The organism is Kitasatospora sp. NPDC058492, assembly GCF_042720685.1.
GTDB lineage: Bacteria > Actinomycetota > Actinomycetes > Streptomycetales > Streptomycetaceae > Kitasatospora.
Map to the genome: position 1 here is coordinate 1 of NZ_JBHXMU010000021.1, position 18,716 is coordinate 18,716.

15 protein-coding genes, 1 rRNA gene, 1 pseudogene and 1 riboswitch are annotated in these 18,716 nt (G+C 71.6%); of the genes and pseudogenes, 13 read left to right on the plus strand and 4 right to left on the minus strand.

Annotated features, from left to right (window positions below; genetic code table 11):
* The 12 genes from rrf to ACFWPI_RS16115 form a co-directional block, all read left to right on the plus strand.
* Positions 1 to 87 (plus strand): 5S ribosomal RNA (gene rrf / locus ACFWPI_RS16060); the annotation flags it as partial.
* A 98-nt stretch (positions 88 to 185) separates the two neighbouring features.
* Positions 186 to 806 (plus strand): CDP-diacylglycerol--glycerol-3-phosphate 3-phosphatidyltransferase, encoded by a 621-nt coding sequence (gene pgsA / locus ACFWPI_RS16065; RefSeq protein ID WP_063350199.1) that lies wholly within the window; start codon positions 186 to 188, stop codon positions 804 to 806.
* A 124-nt stretch (positions 807 to 930) separates the two neighbouring features.
* Positions 931 to 3,426: a mannose-1-phosphate guanyltransferase gene (locus ACFWPI_RS16070; protein WP_063350200.1), complete on the plus strand. Its 2,496-nt coding sequence runs from the start codon at positions 931 to 933 to the stop codon at positions 3,424 to 3,426.
* 168 nt (positions 3,427 to 3,594) lie between these two features.
* Positions 3,595 to 4,686: a DUF881 domain-containing protein gene (locus ACFWPI_RS16075; protein ID WP_380380629.1), complete on the plus strand. Its 1,092-nt coding sequence runs from the start codon at positions 3,595 to 3,597 to the stop codon at positions 4,684 to 4,686.
* Positions 4,683 to 5,015 carry a small basic family protein gene (locus tag ACFWPI_RS16080; RefSeq protein ID WP_030062488.1) on the plus strand — a complete coding sequence of 111 codons (333 nt, stop codon included), beginning with the start codon at positions 4,683 to 4,685 and terminating at the stop codon, positions 5,013 to 5,015. The genes ACFWPI_RS16075 and ACFWPI_RS16080 overlap by 4 nt, the downstream gene beginning before the upstream one ends.
* Entirely contained in the window at positions 4,999 to 6,132 is a 1,134-nt protein-coding gene (locus tag ACFWPI_RS16085) for a DUF881 domain-containing protein (RefSeq protein ID WP_380380628.1), read from the plus strand. Before ACFWPI_RS16080 ends, ACFWPI_RS16085 begins: the two co-directional genes overlap by 17 nt.
* Positions 6,133 to 6,358: 226 nt before the next feature.
* Positions 6,359 to 7,240 (plus strand): FHA domain-containing protein, encoded by an 882-nt coding sequence (locus tag ACFWPI_RS16090; RefSeq protein WP_079136055.1) that lies wholly within the window; start codon positions 6,359 to 6,361, stop codon positions 7,238 to 7,240.
* Between the two features lie 179 nt (positions 7,241 to 7,419).
* Positions 7,420 to 8,112: a MerR family transcriptional regulator gene (locus ACFWPI_RS16095; RefSeq protein ID WP_208869207.1), complete on the plus strand. Its 693-nt coding sequence runs from the start codon at positions 7,420 to 7,422 to the stop codon at positions 8,110 to 8,112.
* 133 nt (positions 8,113 to 8,245) lie between these two features.
* Positions 8,246 to 8,722, plus strand: a complete 477-nt coding sequence (locus ACFWPI_RS16100) for a bifunctional nuclease family protein (RefSeq protein ID WP_063350203.1) — start codon at positions 8,246 to 8,248, stop codon at positions 8,720 to 8,722.
* 237 nt (positions 8,723 to 8,959) lie between these two features.
* Positions 8,960 to 9,604, plus strand: a complete 645-nt coding sequence (locus tag ACFWPI_RS16105) for a MerR family transcriptional regulator (protein WP_063350204.1) — start codon at positions 8,960 to 8,962, stop codon at positions 9,602 to 9,604.
* 93 nt (positions 9,605 to 9,697) lie between these two features.
* Positions 9,698 to 10,420: a vancomycin high temperature exclusion protein gene (locus tag ACFWPI_RS16110; protein ID WP_380424847.1), complete on the plus strand. Its 723-nt coding sequence runs from the start codon at positions 9,698 to 9,700 to the stop codon at positions 10,418 to 10,420.
* 64 nt (positions 10,421 to 10,484) lie between these two features.
* Positions 10,485 to 11,912 carry a DNA polymerase IV gene (locus ACFWPI_RS16115; protein WP_363377875.1) on the plus strand — a complete coding sequence of 476 codons (1,428 nt, stop codon included), beginning with the start codon at positions 10,485 to 10,487 and terminating at the stop codon, positions 11,910 to 11,912.
* 145 nt (positions 11,913 to 12,057) lie between these two features.
* Here ACFWPI_RS16115 and ACFWPI_RS16120 read toward each other — a convergent pair whose 3' ends face one another.
* The 3 genes and pseudogenes from ACFWPI_RS16120 to ACFWPI_RS16130 all read right to left on the minus strand — a co-directional run.
* The gene (locus tag ACFWPI_RS16120; protein WP_079136056.1) at positions 12,058 to 13,554 is read right to left on the minus strand and encodes an MFS transporter; all 1,497 of its coding nucleotides are present in this window, start codon (positions 13,552 to 13,554) and stop codon (positions 12,058 to 12,060) included.
* A gap of 179 nt (positions 13,555 to 13,733) precedes the next feature.
* The gene (locus tag ACFWPI_RS16125) at positions 13,734 to 14,225 is read right to left on the minus strand and encodes a DUF2382 domain-containing protein (protein ID WP_363377917.1); all 492 of its coding nucleotides are present in this window, start codon (positions 14,223 to 14,225) and stop codon (positions 13,734 to 13,736) included.
* Between the two features lie 267 nt (positions 14,226 to 14,492).
* A pseudogene (locus ACFWPI_RS16130) lies at positions 14,493 to 14,855 on the minus strand (PRC-barrel domain-containing protein); the annotation flags it as partial.
* Positions 14,856 to 15,078: 223 nt separating this feature from the next.
* Positions 15,079 to 15,182: riboswitch (glycine riboswitch) on the plus strand.
* Between the two features lie 236 nt (positions 15,183 to 15,418).
* Between ACFWPI_RS16130 and gcvP the strand changes: the two are divergent.
* A complete protein-coding gene (gene gcvP, locus ACFWPI_RS16135) occupies positions 15,419 to 18,319 on the plus strand; it encodes an aminomethyl-transferring glycine dehydrogenase (protein WP_380370438.1) in 2,901 nt (966 codons plus the stop codon).
* Positions 18,320 to 18,410: 91 nt separating this feature from the next.
* On the opposite strand, the gene ACFWPI_RS16140 is transcribed toward gcvP, so the two are convergent.
* Entirely contained in the window at positions 18,411 to 18,602 is a 192-nt protein-coding gene (locus ACFWPI_RS16140) for a DUF5999 family protein (protein ID WP_063350207.1), read from the minus strand.
* Between the last annotated feature and the right edge of the window lie 114 nt (positions 18,603 to 18,716).

Consider the following 18,716-nt stretch of genomic DNA (forward strand, 5'->3'; position numbering starts at 1 on the left):
GGTTACATTCCGAACCCGGAAGCTAAGCCTTACAGCGCCGATGGTACTGCAGGGGGGACCCTGTGGGAGAGTAGGACGCCGCCGAACAATCATTCGAGAGAAGCCCCCGCCGGGTGAACCTGGCGGGGGCTTTTCTGTTGTAGGGTCAACGTGCATTGTCATCACACGGGACAGGAGGCCCCCGGGTGGAGGTCCAGGAGACGCGGGTCCAGACCGATCGCGTCCTCACCATCCCCAACCTGCTCAGCATGGGCCGGCTGGTCGGTGTTCCGCTTTTTCTCTGGCTGATTCTCTGGCCGGTTTTCGATGGCCCCAACAACGATGGTTGGGCGCTGCTGATCCTGATGCTGAGCGGTGTCAGCGACTACCTCGACGGGAAACTCGCGCGGCGGTGGGGGCAGGTCAGCCGGGTGGGGCAACTGCTCGATCCGCTGGCCGACCGGCTCTATGTGCTGTCCACGCTGGTCGGTTTGACCTGGCGTGAGATTCTTCCGTGGTGGGTGACGGCGATTCTGCTGGCCCGGGAAGTGTTTATCGGCGCGCTGCTGCCCATTTTGAACCGGCACGGTTACGGGCCGCTCCAGGTGAGTTTTCTGGGGAAGGCCGCGACCTTCAATCTGATGTACGCGTTTCCGCTTCTCCTGCTCGGCAGCGTGGACAGCTGGATCGCGCGGCCGGCCGAGGTGGTGAGCTGGGCCTTCATCTGGTGGGGGACCACGTTGTACTGGTGGGCCGGTATTCTTTACGCGGTTCAGGCCAGGCGGATCACCCGAGCGGGCTCGACGGGCTCCGCGTCCGCAGTCTGAGACGTGATCTGAGAGAAGTCCCACGCCGCATCGGTGCGTCGGACGATACCTTCCGGGTAGGGATCCCTCTGGAACGGTTTGATGGACCTGTAGGTCCACCACCGCAAAGGAGGACGCACCCGTAATGAAAGCCGTTGTCATGGCAGGGGGCGAAGGAACCCGACTCCGCCCGATGACCTCAAGCATGCCGAAGCCGCTGCTTCCGGTGGCCAATAGGCCGATCATGGAGCACGTGCTTCGGCTGCTGAAGCGGCACGGCCTCTCCGACACCGTCGTCACCGTCCAGTTCCTGGCCTCACTGGTCAAGAACTACTTCGGTGACGGCGAGGACCTGGGCATGCATCTGACCTATGCCCACGAGGAGACGCCGCTAGGCACCGCGGGGAGTGTCAAGAACGCCGAGGACGCGTTGAAGGACGACTCCTTTCTGGTGATCTCCGGTGACGCACTGACCGACTTCGACCTCTCGGAATTGATCGACTTTCACCGCAGCAAGAACGCACTGGTCACCGTCTGTCTCACCAGGGTGCCGAATCCCCTCGAGTTCGGTATCACGATCACGGACGACGACGGACGGGTCGAGCGCTTCCTGGAGAAGCCGACCTGGGGGCAGGTCTTCTCGGACACTGTGAACACCGGTATCTACGTGATGGAACCAGAGGTCTTCGACTACGTCGCAGCAGGTGAGTCCGTCGACTGGTCGAGTGACGTCTTCCCGCAATTGTTGAAGGAGGGCAAGCGGGTCTACGGCTACGTCGCCGAGGGCTACTGGGAGGACGTGGGCACCCACGAGAGCTACGGCAAGGCCCAGGCGGACGTCCTGGAGGGCAAGGTCGACGTCGAGCTCGACGGGTTCGAGATCTCGCCGGGCGTCTGGGTGGCCGAGGGTGCGGAGGTGGACCCGGAGGCGGTGCTGCGCGGGCCGCTGTACATCGGGGACTACGCCAAGGTCGAGGCCGGTGTCGAGATCCGCGAGCACACCGTGCTCGGCAGCAACGTGGTGGTCAAGCGCGGGGCCTTCCTCCACAAGGCGGTCGTGCACGACAACGTCTACATCGGGCCGCAGAGCAATCTGCGCGGCTGCGTGGTCGGCAAGAACACCGACGTGATGCGGGCCGCCCGGATCGAGGACGGCGCGGTGATCGGGGACGAGTGCCTGATCGGCGAGGAGTCGATCATCGGTGCGAACGTCCGGGTCTATCCGTTCAAGACCATCGAGGCCGGCGCCGTCGTCAACACGTCGGTGATCTGGGAGTCCCGCGGCCAGGAGCACCTGTTCGGTGTCCGTGGCGTGTCGGGGATCCTGAACGTCGAGATCACCCCGGAACTGGCCGTGCGGTTGGCCGGCGCGTACGCCACGACCTTGAAGAAGGGGGCGACCGTCACCATTGCGCGTGACCACTCGCGTGGTGCGCGTGCGCTCAAACGGGCGATGATTTCGGCGCTCCAGACGTCGGCCATAGACGTTCGCGACCTGGAGAACGTGCCGATGCCGGTGGCCCGGCAGCACACCGCGCGGGGGAGTGCGGGCGGGATCTTCCTGCGGACCACGCCGGGGGTGCCCGACTCGCTGGACATCCTCTTCTTCGACGAGCGCGGGGCCGACCTCTCGCAGGCCGGCCAGCGCAAGCTGGATCGCGTGTACGCGCGCCAGGAGTACCGGCGGGCCTTCCCCGGTGAGATCGGGGACCTGACCTTCCCGTCCAGCGTCTTCGACTCCTACGCGGGCAACCTGCTGCGGGCCGTCGACACCACCGGGGTCCGGGAGGCCGGGCTGAAGGTGGTCGTGGACACCGCGCACGGCAGCGCCGGCCTGGTTCTGCCGAGCATCCTCGGGCGGCTCGGAGTGGAGGCGCTCACCGTCTCCAGCGGGCTGGACGAGGCGCGGCCGACGGAGGACGCGGAGGAGCGGCGGGCCGGGCTGGCCAGGCTCGGCGAGCTGGTGGCCTCTTCCCGGGCGGCTTTCGGCGTCCGCTTCGACCCGGTCGGCGAGCGGGTCGCGTTCGTCGACGAACTGGGCCGGGTGATCGACGACGACCGGGCACTGCTGGTGCTGCTGGACCTGGTCGCGGCCGAGCGGCGCAGCGGGCAGGTGGCGCTGCCGGTGACCACGACCCGGATCGCCGAGCAGGTCGCCGCGTACCACGGCACCCAGGTCATCTGGACCACGACGACGCCGGACGACCTGGCGAAGGCGGCCGCCACCGAGGGCACGGTGTTCGGCGGGGACGGGCGCGGCGGGTTCGTGGTGCCGGAGTTCAGCGGAGTGCTGGACGGGGCCGCGGCCTTCGTGCGGTTGGTCGGCCTGGTGGCGCGGACCCAGCTCACGCTGAGCCAGATCGACGCGCGGATCCCGCAGGCGCACATCCGTCGCCGGGACCTGGCGACGCCGTGGGCGGCCAAGGGCATGGTGATGCGCTCGGTGGTCGAGGCGGCCGGCAGTCGGAGGCTGGACACCACCGACGGCGTCCGGGTCGTCGAGGCGGACGGGCGCTGGACGCTGGTGCTGCCGGACCCGGCCGAGGCGACCACCCACCTGTGGGCGGAGGGCCCGGACGACGAGGCGACCGAGGCGCTGCTGGACGAGTGGGCGGCGGTGGTCGACGGGGCCGGGCGGTGACGACACCGGCCTGATCGTCCGACGGTCCTGACGGTCGGGGCGCGCGGCATGGTCCGCGCGCCCCGCTGTCCGATTTCACACTGTTCGCAATGATCCGTCACTTTGTGTCGTGTGTGCAGCTCAGGGGGTGTGCGTGGGCCCCTTCGCCGACGTGGGACGATGGTCCGCATGCCAGCGACGCCGACGCCGAGTGCCCCGAACGGACGGTACAACCGTCCGGACGCCTCGATGTCCCTGCTGACCAACGTCATGGACCACAGCCTCGACGAGGGCTACGCCGAGGCGGCCGCGGCGCGGGGCGGAGACCACGACAGCCGGATACCCAGGACGGTCCGAGGCCTGCTCACGCTGGGCGCCGGGCTGGCGTTGGCCGGGGTCGTGGTGACGGTCGGCGCGGTGAACGCGCACAAGGCGGAGCCGACGCTGGCCAAGGAGCGGGACGCGCTGATCCACCGGATCAACGACACCAACGGCTCGGCCGACCACCTCCAGCAGCAGGTGCAGGACCTGCGGCGCAAGGTCGAGAGCACGCAGCAGCAGGCGCTCGCCACGGGCGACGGCGACGAGGGCGGTCTGACCGGCGCGGTGGGCCTCGGCGAGGTCGCGGGGCCGGGCGTCAAGCTGGTCCTGGAGGACGCGGCGGGGACCGGTGGCGGGGGGAACGTCGACCCGCGGGCCGGGCAGGGCTTCTCCAACAGCGGCCGGCTGCGGGACCGCGACCTCCAGCTGGTGGTGAACGGCCTGTGGGGATCCGGCGCGGAAGCCGTGGCGATCAACGGCCAGCGACTCACCGCGCTCTCGGCGGTCCGGGCCGCGGGCGAGGCGGTGCTGGTGGACAACCGGCCGCTCGTCCCGCCGTACAACATCCAGGCGATCGGCGACGGGCCGAAGCTGCTCACCGCCTTCGAGAACGACATGGCCGGGCAGTACCTGCGGCTGCTCCAGGAGAAGTACGGCATCAAGTCGACCATGTCCGCGCAGAAGAGCCTGACGCTGCCGGCCGCGGTGGGTGTGACGCTGCGGACCGCCCAGCCGGTCACGTCCGAGCCCTCGCCCCCGGCGTCCTCGTCGGCGGCTTCGGTCACCCCGACGCCGTCACCCACCGCCGGAACCTCCGGGAGTCCGAGCGCGTCCGTTTCACCGTCTGCGGGCACCGGGCGGCGTACGCCGAGCGGGTCCGCGAAGACCACGACAGCCCACTCGTCCACGACGGCCCCGACCGGGTCGTCGTCCGCAGGGACAGGAGCAGCTAGACCGTGATTGCCGTACTGGGTCTCGTGATCGGGGTGGTCGTCGGACTCTTCGTCCAGCCCGAGGTGCCGGACGCCGTCGTGCCGTACCTGCCGATCGCGGTGGTGGCGGCGCTGGACGCCGTGTTCGGCGGCGTCCGGGCGATGCTGGACGGGATCTTCAACGACAAGGTGTTCATCGTCTCGTTCCTGTCGAACGTGGTGGTCGCGGCACTGATCGTCTTCCTCGGTGACCAGCTGGGCGTCGGCTCGCAGCTGTCCACGGGTGTGGTCGTCGTCCTCGGCATCCGCATCTTCTCCAACGCGGCCGCGATTCGGCGCCATGTCTTCCGCGCCTGAGCCGGGCCGCGGGGCGGCGGAGGAGCACGCGGACGGCGGCGGGAAGGCGTTGGAGCGGGCTGCCGAGGCGCCAGGGCCGGAGTCGGCGGCCGAGGCGGGCCCGGTCGAGCCGGTGGTCGGGGCCGGAGAGGTCCAGCACGCCGACCAGGCCGACCAGACCGAGGAGCCGGAGAGGGCCGAGGGGCCCGTAGCGGCGGTGGAGGAGCCCGAGGAGCGGGCTGCGGCGAAGTCTGACGCTAAGCCTGAGCTTGATGCGGAGGCGGCGCCCGCGCCCGTGGTGCGGCTCGCGAAGGCCGCGGCGCCTGAGCCCGGGCCTGTGTCTGAACTCGGGCCTGCGTCTGAGTCCGAGCCTGCGTCCGAGCCCGTGGCGGAGCCGGCAGCGGTGGACCGCAGTGCGGGGCGGCGGCGCCTCAAGGCGGCCCTGTGGCCGCCGCGGATGTCGCGCGGGCAGCTGGTGGTGGCGCTGCTGCTGTTCTCGCTCGGCCTGGGGCTGGCGATCCAGGTGCGGTCGACCAACGACCACCACAGCCAGCTCCGCGGGGCCCGCCAGGAGGACCTGGTGCGCATCCTCGACGAACTGGACAGCCGCCAGCAGCGTCTTCAGCAGGAGAAGGCGGAGTTGGAGCAGTCCCTGGCCAAGTTGGAGAACAGTTCCAACCAGGCCAAGGAGGCCCAGGAACAAACCAGGAAGAAGGCGACGGAGCTCGGCGTGCTCGCCGGTACCGTCAAAGCCACTGGTCCGGGCATCGTACTCACGGTCGATGATCCCCAAGGGCAGGTGAAGGCAGATATGCTGCTGGACACCCTGCAAGAACTTCGAGCGGCGGGGGCGGAGGCGATTCAGATCAACGATGTGCGCGTGGTGGTCAACACCTACTTCACCGACGTGTCGGGCGGCGGGGTGCAGATCGACGGGAAGAAGGTCTCGCAGCCCTATCGGTTCACCGTCGTGGGGAACCCGCAGGATCTGACACCCGCGCTGAACATCCCGGGGGGTGTCGTCCGTACTCTGGAGAGTCACCAGGCTCGGGCGACGATCACCCAGCAGCAGAAGGTGGTCGTCGACGCCCTCGTGGATCTGAAGACGCCGCAGTACGCCAAGCCGGCTTCGAAGTGACGGGGCGCCCGACGAACAGCCCGTCACCCGCGGGCGGCACCCGGTGCGGGGCGCCGCCGTCGCGTGGGCGAGACTGGGTCGTACCAGCACGCACCGGAGCACCAATCGCAGTACCGACCGTCGGAGTACCACTCCAGCAGGCCCGGTCCGCAACCGGGCCCGCAGCCTGTCCGAGGTTCTCACCCTGCCCCGCGGGCGGGTCTGTCACACGCAAGGGGATTCGCCCGTGAGTTTCTTCTCGAAGTTGTTCGGTCGTAACAAGGGCCGTGGCGCGGCCTCCGTCGAGGCGCCCACCGCGCGGCACCGCCGGCCCGAGGACGAGGCCGCCGTGCCGGGCATGCGCCCCGCCCCCGAGGGGGCGGCGTACGCCGAGCAGCAGCTGTTCCGGGACGGCGCGGCCGCCCAGTACGCCGGGAATCCGGTGGGCTACGGCGCGTCGGTTGACCCTTCCGGCGACCCGCGCATAGGTTTCCAGTCAGGACCCTCAAGCTCTGGTGGAGGGTTTGCCCCGGACCCGTACGCCGGGCACAACCCGTCGGGTGTGCCGCGCCAGGAGGCTGTGAACATGGCTGGCCCCACTCCGTGCCCCAGGTGCGGCAACCAGAACCCGGCCGCGGCCCGGTTCTGCTCCAACTGCGGTACGGCCCTGCGCGGTGGCCTGCTTCCGGAGGGGGCGGCGGAGACCACGTCGACCATCTCCATCTCCGGCCTGGAGTCGTACGACCCCAACACCACGACCGGCACCGGCGCCACGCCGGCCCTGTCGGCCGAGGTGCTGTCGGCGATCGACGCGCTGCCGCCGGGCTCGGCCCTGCTGATCGTCCAGCGCGGTCCGAACTCGGGCAGCCGCTTCCTGCTGGACTCGGACGTCACCACGGCCGGCCGTCACCCGCAGGGCGACATCTTCCTGGACGACGTCACGGTCTCGCGGCGCCACGTGGAGTTCCGCCGGACGCGGGCCGGGTTCAGCGTCGCGGACGTCGGCAGCCTCAACGGCACCTACGTCAACCGGGAGCGGATCGACGAGGTGTCGCTGAACAACGGTGACGAGGTGCAGATCGGGAAGTACCGGCTGGTGTTCTTCGCCGGCCACAACCGGGGGTACTGAACCCAACGTCGGTAGGAGCCCGAGTGAGTACGAATACCCCTTCATCTTCTCTCGGGGCGGCCACCCCCGCATCGTCCGGTCCGCAGGCGGACCGCGGCGGGCGCGGGGTGGTCGCGGGCCCCAGGCAGCCGATCCGCCCGGACCGGCCGGGTGGGCGGCGGCGCGGCGGTGACGAGCTGCTGAGCATCGGCGCGGTGTTGACCTTCCTGCGCGACGACTTCCCCGAGGTCACCATCTCCAAGATCAGGTTCCTGGAGGCGGAGGGCCTGGTCGAGCCGCAGCGCACGCCCTCGGGGTACCGCAAGTTCAGTCCGGCCGACGTCGAGCGGCTGGCCTACGTCCTGCGGATGCAGCGTGACCACTACCTGCCGCTGCGGGTGATCCGCGAGCACCTGGACGCCATCGAGCGCGGTGAGGCACCGCCCGCGCTGCCGTCCGCCGACACCCGGCCCGGGCCCGTGGAGGAGGCGGACCGGGAGCTGGGGGCTTCGGCCGACGTCCCGTCCGGAGTCCGGCTGGGGCGTGCCGAACTGCTGGCGGCCGCCGAGTCCGGGGAGCGCGAGCTCTCCGAGTGGGAGTCCTACGGTCTGGTCGCGCCGGGCCCGGACGGCGGGTACGACGGCGAGGCGCTGCAGGTGGCCCGGCTGGTCGCGGAACTCGGCCGGTACGGGCTGGAACCGCGGCACCTGCGGGCCATGAAGGCCGCGGCGGACCGGGAGATCGCGCTGGTGGAACAGGTGGTGGCGCCGCTGCGCCGGCACCGGAACCCGCAGACCAGGGCCCATGCCGAGGCCACTGCGCGGGAGCTGGCGACACTGTCCGTGCGGCTGCACGCGGCGATGGTCCAGGCCGGTCTGCGCGGCCGCGGATAGCGTCCCCGCGGGGTTCCTGCGGGGTTCCTGCGGCTGTCCGCCCAGGGCCCCGGCTGACCGCGGTGCAGCGCGCTGACCAGGGGCGTCGGCCCTGCGCTTTCATATCCGGGGCCTGAGCCATAGGGTTGCCTGTGTGAATGAGCTCGACGTCGTGGGTGTCCGAGTGGAGATGCCTTCCAACCAGCCGATCGTGCTGCTGCGGGAGGTCGGGGGCGATCGGTACCTGCCGATCTGGATCGGTCCCGGCGAGGCGACCGCGATCGCCTTCGCCCAGCAGGGCATGACGCCGGTCCGCCCGCTGACGCACGACCTGTTCAAGGACGTCCTGGAGGCGCTCGGGCAGCAGCTCACCGAGGTCCGGATCACCGACCTGCGGGAGGGCGTCTTCTACGCCGAGCTGGTCTTCACCGGCGGGGTCGAGGTGAGCGCCCGGCCGTCCGACGCGATAGCGCTGGCCCTGCGCACCGGCACTCCGATCTACGGGAGCGAGGAGGTGCTCGCCGAGGCGGGCATCGCGATCCCGGACGAGCAGGAGGACGAGGTCGAGAAGTTCCGCGAGTTCCTCGACCAGGTGTCGCCCGAGGACTTCGGGGGCAGCGGTCCGCAGTAGCGCGGACCGGATTTCCCTACAGGTCAGGCCGTTGTTTGGCTTGCCGTTTTGCCAAAAACCGTCGACCTACCCACACTAGGGGCACGAAAAACCACTCTCCTGAGTGATGTGGTTTGGCTGGCCCGGCGTGGCGATCGTTGACGGGTCATAGGGGACTGCCTACCGTCAGGAGTGGCTGTCCGGGTGACCGATGCCCGCAGTTCGGGTTGCCCGCAGCACCAGTGGACGGAGGCAGGCATGAGCAGCACCGGCGATGGCACGGCCGTGGGAGGCCTGTGTGCCGTGCACCTGCCGCGCACCGCTCGCACCGTGACGGACCTGCCCCGGGTGGGCAGGTTCCCGGCCGTGCAGCCGGGTCAGCCCGCCATCGAGCGGCTGGCCCCGACGTCCGAACTGATCGGCTACCGCGGTCCGACGGCCTGCGCGGCGGCCGGCATCACGTACCGCCAGCTGGACTACTGGGCCCGGACCGGACTGCTGGAGCCCAGCGTCCGTTCGGCGTACCCGGCCACCAGCCAGCGGCTCTACAGCTTCCGCGACATCCTGCTGCTGAAGATCGTGAAGCGGCTGCTCGACGCGGGCGTCTCGCTGCAGAACATCCGGGTGGCGGTCGCCCATCTGCAGGCGGCCGAGCAGGGCGACCTGGCCGGGATGACGCTGATGTGCGACGGCGCCACGGTGTACGAGTGCACCACGCCGCAGCAGGTGGTGGACCTGCTGAAGGGCGGTCAGGGGGTGTTCGGCATCGCGGTGGGAGTGGTCTGGCGGGAGCTGGAGCTCACGCTCGGGCGGCTGCACGCGGAGCGCACCGACACCGGCGAGACGCTGGTCGGCCATGACCCGTCCGACGAGCTGGCCCAGCGGCGCAACCGGGCGGTCTGACCGCAGAACTGACGAGGCCGCGGGCCCGGACGGGGAACCGTCCGGGCCCGCGGCCTCGTCGTTGCGCCTGGTGAGGCGATCGAGGGAGGGCACGTGGGGTTCGGCACCGGGATAGCGGGTCTGCTGCGGCGTCGGGGCGGGCTGTTGAAGGTCCGGTTCCGGCGGCGGCCCGTGCAGCGCAGGGCCTTCCAAGCGGCGACGGTGCTCTGCTCGTTGGCGCTGGCGCCGAGCGCGTGGCTGTGGTGCTCGGCCGGGGACCGGGTCGGCACGGTGGCCAGCGTGCCGACCGCGCCGGTCGCGGTGGTCTTCGGCGCCGGGCTGGACCAGGGCAAGCCGTCGCCGTACCTGGAGCACCGGCTGAGCGCGGCGCTGGACCTGTACCGGGCGGGGAAGGTGCAGGCGATCCTGGTGACCGGCGACAACGGCCGGGACAGCTACGACGAGCCGGACGCGATGCGGACGTACCTGATCGAGCACGGGGTGCCGGCGGTCCGGGTGGTGGGCGACTACGCGGGCTTCGACACCTGGAACTCCTGCACCCGGGCCCGGCGGGTCTTCGGGGTGGAACGGGCGGTGCTGGTCAGCCAGGACTTCCACGTCCGCCGGGCGCTGGCCCTGTGCGAGGCGGCGGGCATCGACGCGTACGCGGTCGGGGTGCCGGAACCGCACGACGGCACCTGGCTGTACGGCGGGCTGCGGGAGATCCCCGGGGCGGGCAAGGCGGCGGTCAACGCCTGGCTGCGGCCGGACCCGCTGTTCCTCGGCCCCCGGGAGGACGGCATCCCGAAGGCTCTGGCGGACGCGGCGCAGCGCTAGGGACAGGACCTGGGCCCTGTGCGGGTTCGTACGCATTGTCGGACCCCTGCGGGATGATCGGCGGGTGCGATCACTGCCGAGCATCATCCACCTCGACATGGACGCCTTCTTCGCGGCGGTGGAGCAGGCGGCCAAGCCGAGCCTGCGCGGTAAACCGGTGGTCGTCGGCGGGCTCGGCGGGCGCGGGGTGGTCTCCACCGCCTCGTACGAGGCGCGGAGGTTCGGGGTGCACTCGGCGATGCCGATGGCGCAGGCGCGCCGGCTCTGCCCCAACGCGGCCTTTCTGAGCGGCCGGTTCGAGGCCTACCGGCAGGTCAGCGAGCTCGTGATGGGTCTGCTGCGCGAGCTGTCGCCGCTGGTGCAGCCGCTCAGCCTGGACGAGGCCTTCGTCGACCTGGAGGCCGGCCCCTACGGTCCGGTGCTGGCCGAGTCCGACCACGAGACCGGGGAGCGGCTGGTGCTCGCCCTGGCGGAGGACCTGCGGGCGGACATCCAGCGGCGCACCGGGCTGACCGGGTCGGTCGGGGCCGCCGGCTCCAAGCTGATGGCGAAGATCGCCTCCGAGCAGGCCAAACCGGACGGGCTGGTGCTGATCGAACCCGGGCAGGAGCGGGCCGTGCTCGGCCCGATGCCGGTCCGGGCGCTGCCCGGGATCGGGCCGGCCACCGAGCAGGTGCTGCGGCGGGCCGGACTGAACACCGTGGCGGACCTCGCCGAGGCGGGGGAGGGCGAACTGGTGCAGCTGCTCGGGCGGGCGCACGGCGCCGGTGTGCACCAGATGTCGATAGGGCTGGACGACCGGCCGGTGGTGGCCGATCAGGACGCCAAGTCGGTCTCGGTGGAGGACACCTTCGAGGTGGACCTCGCCGACCGGGATCGGGTGCTGCGCGAGGTGGAGGTGCTGGCCGCCCGGTGCGTGCGGCGGCTGCGCGCGGCCGGGCGGTCGGGGCGGACGGTGGTGCTCAAGGTCCGGCGGTTCGACTTCTCGACGCTGACCCGTTCGGAGACGCTGCGCGGGCCCACCGACGACGAGGCGGTGGTCATCGAGACGGCGCGCCGGCTGGCCTCCCAGGTGGACATCACCGGCGGGGTGCGGCTGCTCGGGGTGGGGGTCGCCCAGCTGGCCGACTACACCCAGGAGGACTTGTTCGCGCAGGCCCTGCGGGAGGAGGCGGCCGAGCACGCGGAGGCGGAGGTCGAGGCGGCGGAGGAGGAGCCGGAGGCGGCCGCGCCGCGCCGCTGGATGCCCGGGCAGGACGTCCGCCATGCCGAGCTGGGGCCCGGGTGGGTGCAGGGCAGCGGTGTCGGGCGGGTCACCGTGCGGTTCGAGACGCCGTGGAGCGGGCCGGGGCGCATCCGGACCTTCGCGGTGGACGATCCGGCGCTGGAACCGGCCCGTCCGCTGCCGCTGTGGGGGGCCGAGGGGCCGGAGGAGACGGGGGCACCCGGGGGGACGGAGGCGCCGGGGGAGACGGGGGCGCCGGGGGTGTGAAACGCGAAGCGGCCCCAACCGGTGGGGGGGAGTACCGGTTGGGGCCGCATACCGTGCCGGACTTCGTGCGGTCGTGATGCCCTCGCGACCGTCCGAAGGCCGGGCCGCCGCGCCCTGTCCCTGAGCGCGGCGGCCGGACGCCTGGTCAGGCGTCGGTCTTGGCCAGCTCGGGGCTGGAGTTCCGCTCGGCCGCGCCGCCCGAGGCGACGACGGTGGCGGCCGACTTGGTGCCGCGGATCAGGAACGGGACGACGCCGGCGACGGCGCAGACGACGGCCGCGACCCAGAACGCGTGCTTGTAGGCGTCCAGGGTGGGCAGCAGCAGCGGGATCTGCGGCGGCAGCTTCATGGTGTCGCCGGTCAGGATGGCGGCCATCACGGCGGTGCCGATCGCGCCACCGACGGTGCGCAGCACGGCGTTCATGCCGTTGGCGATGCCGCTCTGCTCCACCGGGACGGCGCCGTTGATGTAGGCCGGCATCGCGGAGAACGCCAGGCCGATGCCCAGGCCGAAGATCGCCGAGGAGGTGTAGATGTCGCCCTCGTGGCTGTGCCGCACGGCCAGGTAGGCCATCGCGACGGCACCCAGGACGCCACCGAGGACCAGCGGCAGGCGCGGGCCGCGGCGGGCGATCAGCATCGCGCCGACCGGAGCCGCCACCATCGAGCCGATCGCGGACGGCAGCAGCAGCAGACCGGCGTGCAGGACGGTCGCGGTGAAGCCGTAGTGGGTGAGCTTCTCCGGGGTCTGGGCGAAGTTGCTGATCACCATGAACGAGCCGTACATGCCGAAGCCGATCAGCAGGCCGGCCAGGTTGGTGAAGGCGACGGCCGGACGGGACATCATCTTCATGTCCACCAGGGGGTGCGCGACCTTGGTCTCGATGACCCCCCAGATCAGGGCGACGACGGCGGCCACGGCGAACAGGCCGAGGGTCTTGGTCGAGGTCCAGCCCCAGTGGTTGCCCTGGCTGACCGCGACGAGCAGGGCGGAGAGCCAGCCGGCCAGGGTGAGGGCGCCGAGCGGGTCGGCGCCGCCCTCCTTGTCGGTGACCGGGTCGGACGGGACGCGGAACGCGACCAGGGCGACCGCGATCAGGCCGAAGACCAGGCCCATCCAGAAGATCGACTTGTAGCTCCAGTGCTCCAGCAGGAGACCGGTCGCGACCAGGCCGAGGCCGGAGCCGACACCCATCGAGGCGCTGATGGCGGCGACGCCGCCGGTCACCTTCTGCTTGGGCAGCTCGTCGCGGACGATGCTGATCGCCAGCGGGAGCACGCCACCGCCGGCGCCCTGAAGGACGCGGGCGACGACCAGCCAGGTGAAGGAGTGGGTGCTGACCGCCAGTGCCGAACCGGCGACCAGACCGGCCAGCGAGATCAGCAGCATCGGCTTACGGCCCCGGAGGTCGCCGAAGCGGCCCAGCAGGGGAGTCAGCACGGCGGCGGAGAGCAGGTTGGCGGTCATCAGCCAGGTGATGCTGGACGCGGAGACGCTCAGTTCCTTGGCCAGCGAGGGCAGGATCGGGACGACCGCGGTCTGCACCACGCTGAACGACAGCATCGCCAGGATGAGGGCCGGCAGGACCCGGGCGCTGCTCTGCTTCTCGGCCGCGGTGGTGGGCTGTGGTGCCTCACTCACGGTTGCTTCCTCCCGTACATAGTGAATGAACTGAAGTAACCATGCCGGGAGATACTTCAGAGTGTCAAATATCCATTGGTGACGCTTTGGCAAAATCGAAGGATTCCGGCCGGGCGGCGACCGGGACGGGGCATGCCGAGGGCCCCGGACCGAGGGGTCCGGGGCCCTGGGGGCGAGGGTCAGGCGAACGGGCGCAGCACGGCCGGGCGGGGGGTCTCGGCCACCGGGGTGGCTGCCGGGGTCGCCGGGGCGGCGGCGGTGTTGTCGTGGACCTCGACGTGCTCGCGGCGCAGTTCGTCCCGGATCACCTCCTCGGCGGTGTAGCGCTCCACCACCAGGCGGACCCGCTCGATCGGGGTGAGGTACTTGCGGACCACCGGGCGCTCCTCGCGCAGGGTGACCTCCTCCACCGCCTCGGCGATCTCCTTCTCGGTGAGCGAGGCGCGCTCGGCCTCGCTCACCGGCATCCGCTCCACCCGGACGCGCTCGCGGACCACCGGGACGCGGCGCTCGACCTGCTCGCTGGTCACGTACTTGCGCAGCTTCGCGGTGCCCACGATGTGCCAGTCCGTGGTGATGTCCAGGCGCTCCTCGCGGCAGGTGATCTCCACCGGGCCGTTGGGGGACGAGGTGGCCGGGCCGGTCGAGCGCTCCGAGACCGGCGCGGCCATGACCGAGTTCGTGGTCGCGGCGGTCGTCACGACCGGGGCGGGCTGCGGCTTGGGCTCGGTCGTCGTGGGGGCTGCTGCGGGCGCGGGGGTGTTGAGGGTCCGCACGTTGACCTCCGTCGCGGTGCCGGTGGGGTCGGCAGGGGTGGTCGGGGCGGGGCCGAGGGAGTGGAAGGTGATGGGCTTCACGGGCTCGGCCGCCGAGGTGGTGCCGAAGTCGAGGTCGGGCCGCGCCGGTCGGTCGTCCTCGCGGCCGATGGGCCGGTCGCCGTCCCGGCCGACGGGCCGGTCGGCGTCCCGGCCGACCGGCCGGCCGTTCGCCGGGGTGTCCAGGCCGTAGTAGCGGTAGAGCTGGAGCTCCTGGGCGGGCGACAGGTGCTGGCCGACGCCGAAGTCCGGCGACTCCTTCACCAGCGACTTGTCGTACGGCACCCGGAGCTCGTCGCCGGAGAACTCGCTGGTGGTGAGCGGGACGAAGGCGTCCCGGCCGAAGATGCCGGTCCGGACGGCTGCCCACTCCGGCTGGCCGGTGGCGTCGTCCAGGTAGACCTCGTCGACCGTGCCGATCTTGTCTCCGTTGCGGTCGACCGCCTTGTGGCCGATGAGGTCCCGGGGATCGATGTCGGTTTGCACTCTTTCCTCCAGTGCGCTGCGCCTGCGGAACTCCCGCAGGACCGTGGCCGGAGCACCCGTTCCGCCTGCCACTTCACACCAAAGGCCATGAATCGGACGGGCGCGACCGGGGTGCGCCGGACGGGCTTCGGGCTGGACCGTCCGGGGGACGCGCGTAGACCCGGAGTGACCCGACGCGGCCGTGATCAGGGGGCCTGCCGCTGGTACCCTGGGCGGCGACCGCCGAGCCCGCTCGGGAGAGTCCCCGGCCACGGAAAGCGCTGGTCGGGGCGCCGAAGGAGCAACTCCTCCCCGGAATCTCTCAGGCATCCGTACCGTGTGGGGTAGGTCACTCTGGAAAGCAGGGCAGGACCGTCGGCAGGGAGCCGACGGCCACCACCCTCACCGACGGTGCAAGCCGGCGGCGTGCCACAGCGCGCCGTGCGGGTGAAGCTCTCAGGTCCCGATGACAGAGGGGGAGGCCTGTCGGGTTCGCCCGCCCGGGTCGAATCGCTGTCCGCAGCGGCTCCGGCCGGCCGGCGTGCGCACCCCCGCCGGTCCGTGACCAGGAGGCCTCGACCACCATGAACGCCCAGCCGAACGCGGGACGCCCCACCGGCGCCTCGACCCTCACCGAGCTTGAGCTGGCCAGCCCCTTCGAGAACCGCCACATCGGCCCCGACGACGCCGCGCAGCAGAAGATGCTGGCGTCCATCGGCTACGGCTCGCTGGACGAGCTCGCCGCCACCGCCGTTCCCGAGGCGATCCGCTCCATCACCGGCCTGGACCTGCCCGGCGGCCGCAGCGAGGCGCAGGTGCTCGCCGAACTGCGCGAGCTGGCGAGCCGCAACCAGGTGCTCCAGCCGATGATCGGCCTGGGCTACTACGGCACCTTCACCCCGCCGGTGATCCTGCGCAACGTCATGGAGAACCCGGCCTGGTACACCGCCTACACGCCGTACCAGCCGGAGATCTCCCAGGGCCGCCTGGAGGCGCTGCTCAACTTCCAGACCCTGGTCTCCGACCTGACCGGCCTGCCGACCTCCGGCTCCTCGCTGCTCGACGAGGGCACCGCGGCCGCCGAGGCGATGGCGCTCGCCCGCCGCGTCACCAAGGTCAAGGGTGGCGTCTTCCTGGTCGACGCCGAGACCCTGCCGCAGACCACCGCGGTGATCAACACCCGCGCGGTGCCGACCGGTGTCGAGGTCGTCGTCGCCGACCTGTCCGAGGGCATCCCGGCCGAGATCGCCGAGCGCGGCGTCTTCGGCGTGCTGCTCCAGTACCCGGGCGCCACCGGTGTGGTCCGCGACCTCGCCCCGGTCATCGAGCAGGCGCACGGCCTCGGCGCGATCGTCGCGGTCGCCGCCGACCTGCTGGCGCTGACCCTGCTCGCCTCGCCGGGCTCGCTCGGCGCCGACATCGCCTGCGGCACCTCGCAGCGCTTCGGCGTGCCGATGGGCTTCGGCGGCCCGCACGCCGGCTACCTGTCGGTGCGCGCCGAGTACGCCCGCTCGCTGCCCGGCCGCCTGGTCGGCGTCTCGGTCGACTCCGACGGCAACCGCGCCTACCGCCTGGCGCTGCAGACCCGCGAGCAGCACATCCGCCGCGAGAAGGCCACCAGCAACATCTGCACCGCCCAGGTGCTGCTCGCCGTCATGGCCTCGATGTACGCCGTCTACCACGGCCCGGACGGCCTGGCCGACATCGCCCGCCGCACCCACCGCTACGCCGCCGCCCTCGCCGAGGGCCTGCGGGCCGGCGGCGTCGAGCTGCTGCACGGCGAGTTCTTCGACACCGTCACCGCCGTCGTCCCGGGCCGTGCCGCCGAGATCGCGGCCGCCGCCAGCGCCAACGGCGTCAACGTCCACCAGGACGGCGCGGACCGGATCTCGGTCTCCACCGACGAGACCACCACCCGCGAGCACCTGGCCGCCGTCTGGGCCGCGTTCGGCGTCTCCGCGGTCGAGGTCGCCGAGGGCGCCGACGCGCTGCCGGCCGCGCTGCTGCGCCAGGACGAGTACCTGACCCACCCGGTCTTCCACAGCCACCGCTCGGAGACCGCCATGCTGCGCTACCTGCGCCGCCTGTCGGACCGGGACTACGCGCTGGACCGCGGCATGATCCCGCTGGGCTCCTGCACCATGAAGCTCAACGCGACCACCGAGATGGAGGCCGTCACCTGGCCGGAGTTCGGCCAGCTGCACCCCTTCGCGCCGATCGAGCAGGCCCAGGGCTTCCTCAGCCTGATCCGCGAGCTGGAGCGCCAGCTGGTCGAGGTGACCGGCTACGACGCCGTCTCGATCCAGCCGAACGCGGGCTCGCAGGGCGAGCTGGCCGGCCTGCTGGCCGTCCGCGCCTACCACCACGCCAACGGCGACACCGAGCGCGACGTCTGCCTGATCCCGTCCTCCGCGCACGGCACCAACGCGGCCTCCGCGGTGATGGCCGGCATGCGCGTGGTCGTGGTGAAGACCCTGGTCGACGGCGACGTGGACGTCGAGGACCTGAAGGCCAAGATCGAGCAGCACCGGGACAGCCTCTCCGTGCTGATGGTCACCTACCCGTCCACCCACGGCGTGTACGAGACCCAGATCACCGACATCTGCGCCCTGGTGCACGAGGCCGGCGGCCAGGTGTACGTGGACGGTGCCAACCTGAACGCCCTGGTCGGCCTCGCCAAGCCGGGCAAGTTCGGCGCGGACGTCTCGCACCTGAACCTGCACAAGACCTTCTGCATCCCGCACGGCGGCGGCGGCCCGGGCGTCGGCCCGGTCGCGGTGCGCGCCCACCTGGCGCCGTACCTGCCGAACCACCCGCTGCAGCCGGAGGCCGGCCCGGCCACCGGGGTCGGCCCGATCTCGGCGGCGCCGTGGGGCTCGGCGGCCATCCTGCCGATCTCCTGGGCGTACGTCCGGCTGATGGGCGGCGAGGGCCTCAAGCGCGCGACCCAGGTCGCGGTGCTGAACGCCAACTACATCGCCAAGCGGCTGGCACCGCACTTCCCGGTGCTCTACACCGGCCCCGGCGGGCTGGTCGCGCACGAGTGCATCATCGACCTGCGCCCGCTGACCAAGGAGACGGGCGTGACGGTGGACGACATCGCCAAGCGCCTGATCGACTACGGCTTCCACGCGCCGACGATGTCCTTCCCGGTGGCCGGCACGCTGATGATCGAGCCGACCGAGTCCGAGGACCTGCACGAGATCGACCGGTTCTGCGACGCGATGATCGAGATCCGGGCCGAGGTCGACAAGGTCGGCTCGGGCGAGTGGGCGGCCGCGGACAACCCGCTGCGCAACGCCCCGCACACCGCCGCCGAGCTGGCCGGCGAGTGGGCGCACGGCTACTCGCGACAGGAGGCGGTCTTCCCGGCGGGCGTGAACCCGGCGGACAAGTACTGGCCGCCGGTCAGCCGGATCGACGGCGCGTACGGCGACCGCAACCTGGTCTGCTCCTGCCCGCCGCTGGAGGAGTACGGCGTCTGATCCGGACCGGACGTACGGCAGGGCCCCGACGGCACGTACCGTCGGGGCCCTGCCCGTTGTCGTCGTCCGGCGGCTGCCCCCGCCGGTGCGGTCAGGCCGCGTGGGCGACGGTGCGGCGCGGCGCGATCACCCGGCCGTCGGGCAGCAGCTCTCCGGTGTCCTCGAACAGCACGACGCCGTTGCAGAGCAGGCTCCAGCCCTGCTCCGGGTGGCAGGCCACCGTGACGGCAGCCTCGCGGTCCTCGCACTCGGCCGACGGGCACTCAGGACGGTGCTGGCACATGCGTACCCTCGCTTCGCTCTGCGATCCTCCCCCGTGGTGCGGCCGCCGGCGGAGCCGTCGGGAGCCGCCGCGGTAGCCGGATCCTGTCCGCGCGCCGACCAGGTGTTGACCGGC

Bases quoted from the DNA above. Each gene is read 5' to 3' on its own strand.
- ACFWPI_RS16105 (WP_063350204.1), top strand. From the start codon at position 8,960: ATGAGCAGCACCGGCGATGGCACGGCCGTGGGAGGCCTGTGTGCCGTG.
- ACFWPI_RS16085 (WP_380380628.1), top strand. From the start codon at position 4,999: ATGTCTTCCGCGCCTGAGCCGGGCCGCGGGGCGGCGGAGGAGCACGCG.
- gcvP (WP_380370438.1), top strand. From the start codon at position 15,419: ATGAACGCCCAGCCGAACGCGGGACGCCCCACCGGCGCCTCGACCCTC.
- ACFWPI_RS16075 (WP_380380629.1), top strand. From the start codon at position 3,595: ATGCCAGCGACGCCGACGCCGAGTGCCCCGAACGGACGGTACAACCGT.
- ACFWPI_RS16125 (WP_363377917.1), bottom strand. From the start codon at position 14,225: ATGGCCGCGCCGGTCTCGGAGCGCTCGACCGGCCCGGCCACCTCGTCC.
- ACFWPI_RS16070 (WP_063350200.1), top strand. From the start codon at position 931: ATGAAAGCCGTTGTCATGGCAGGGGGCGAAGGAACCCGACTCCGCCCG.
- ACFWPI_RS16140 (WP_063350207.1), bottom strand. From the start codon at position 18,602: ATGTGCCAGCACCGTCCTGAGTGCCCGTCGGCCGAGTGCGAGGACCGC.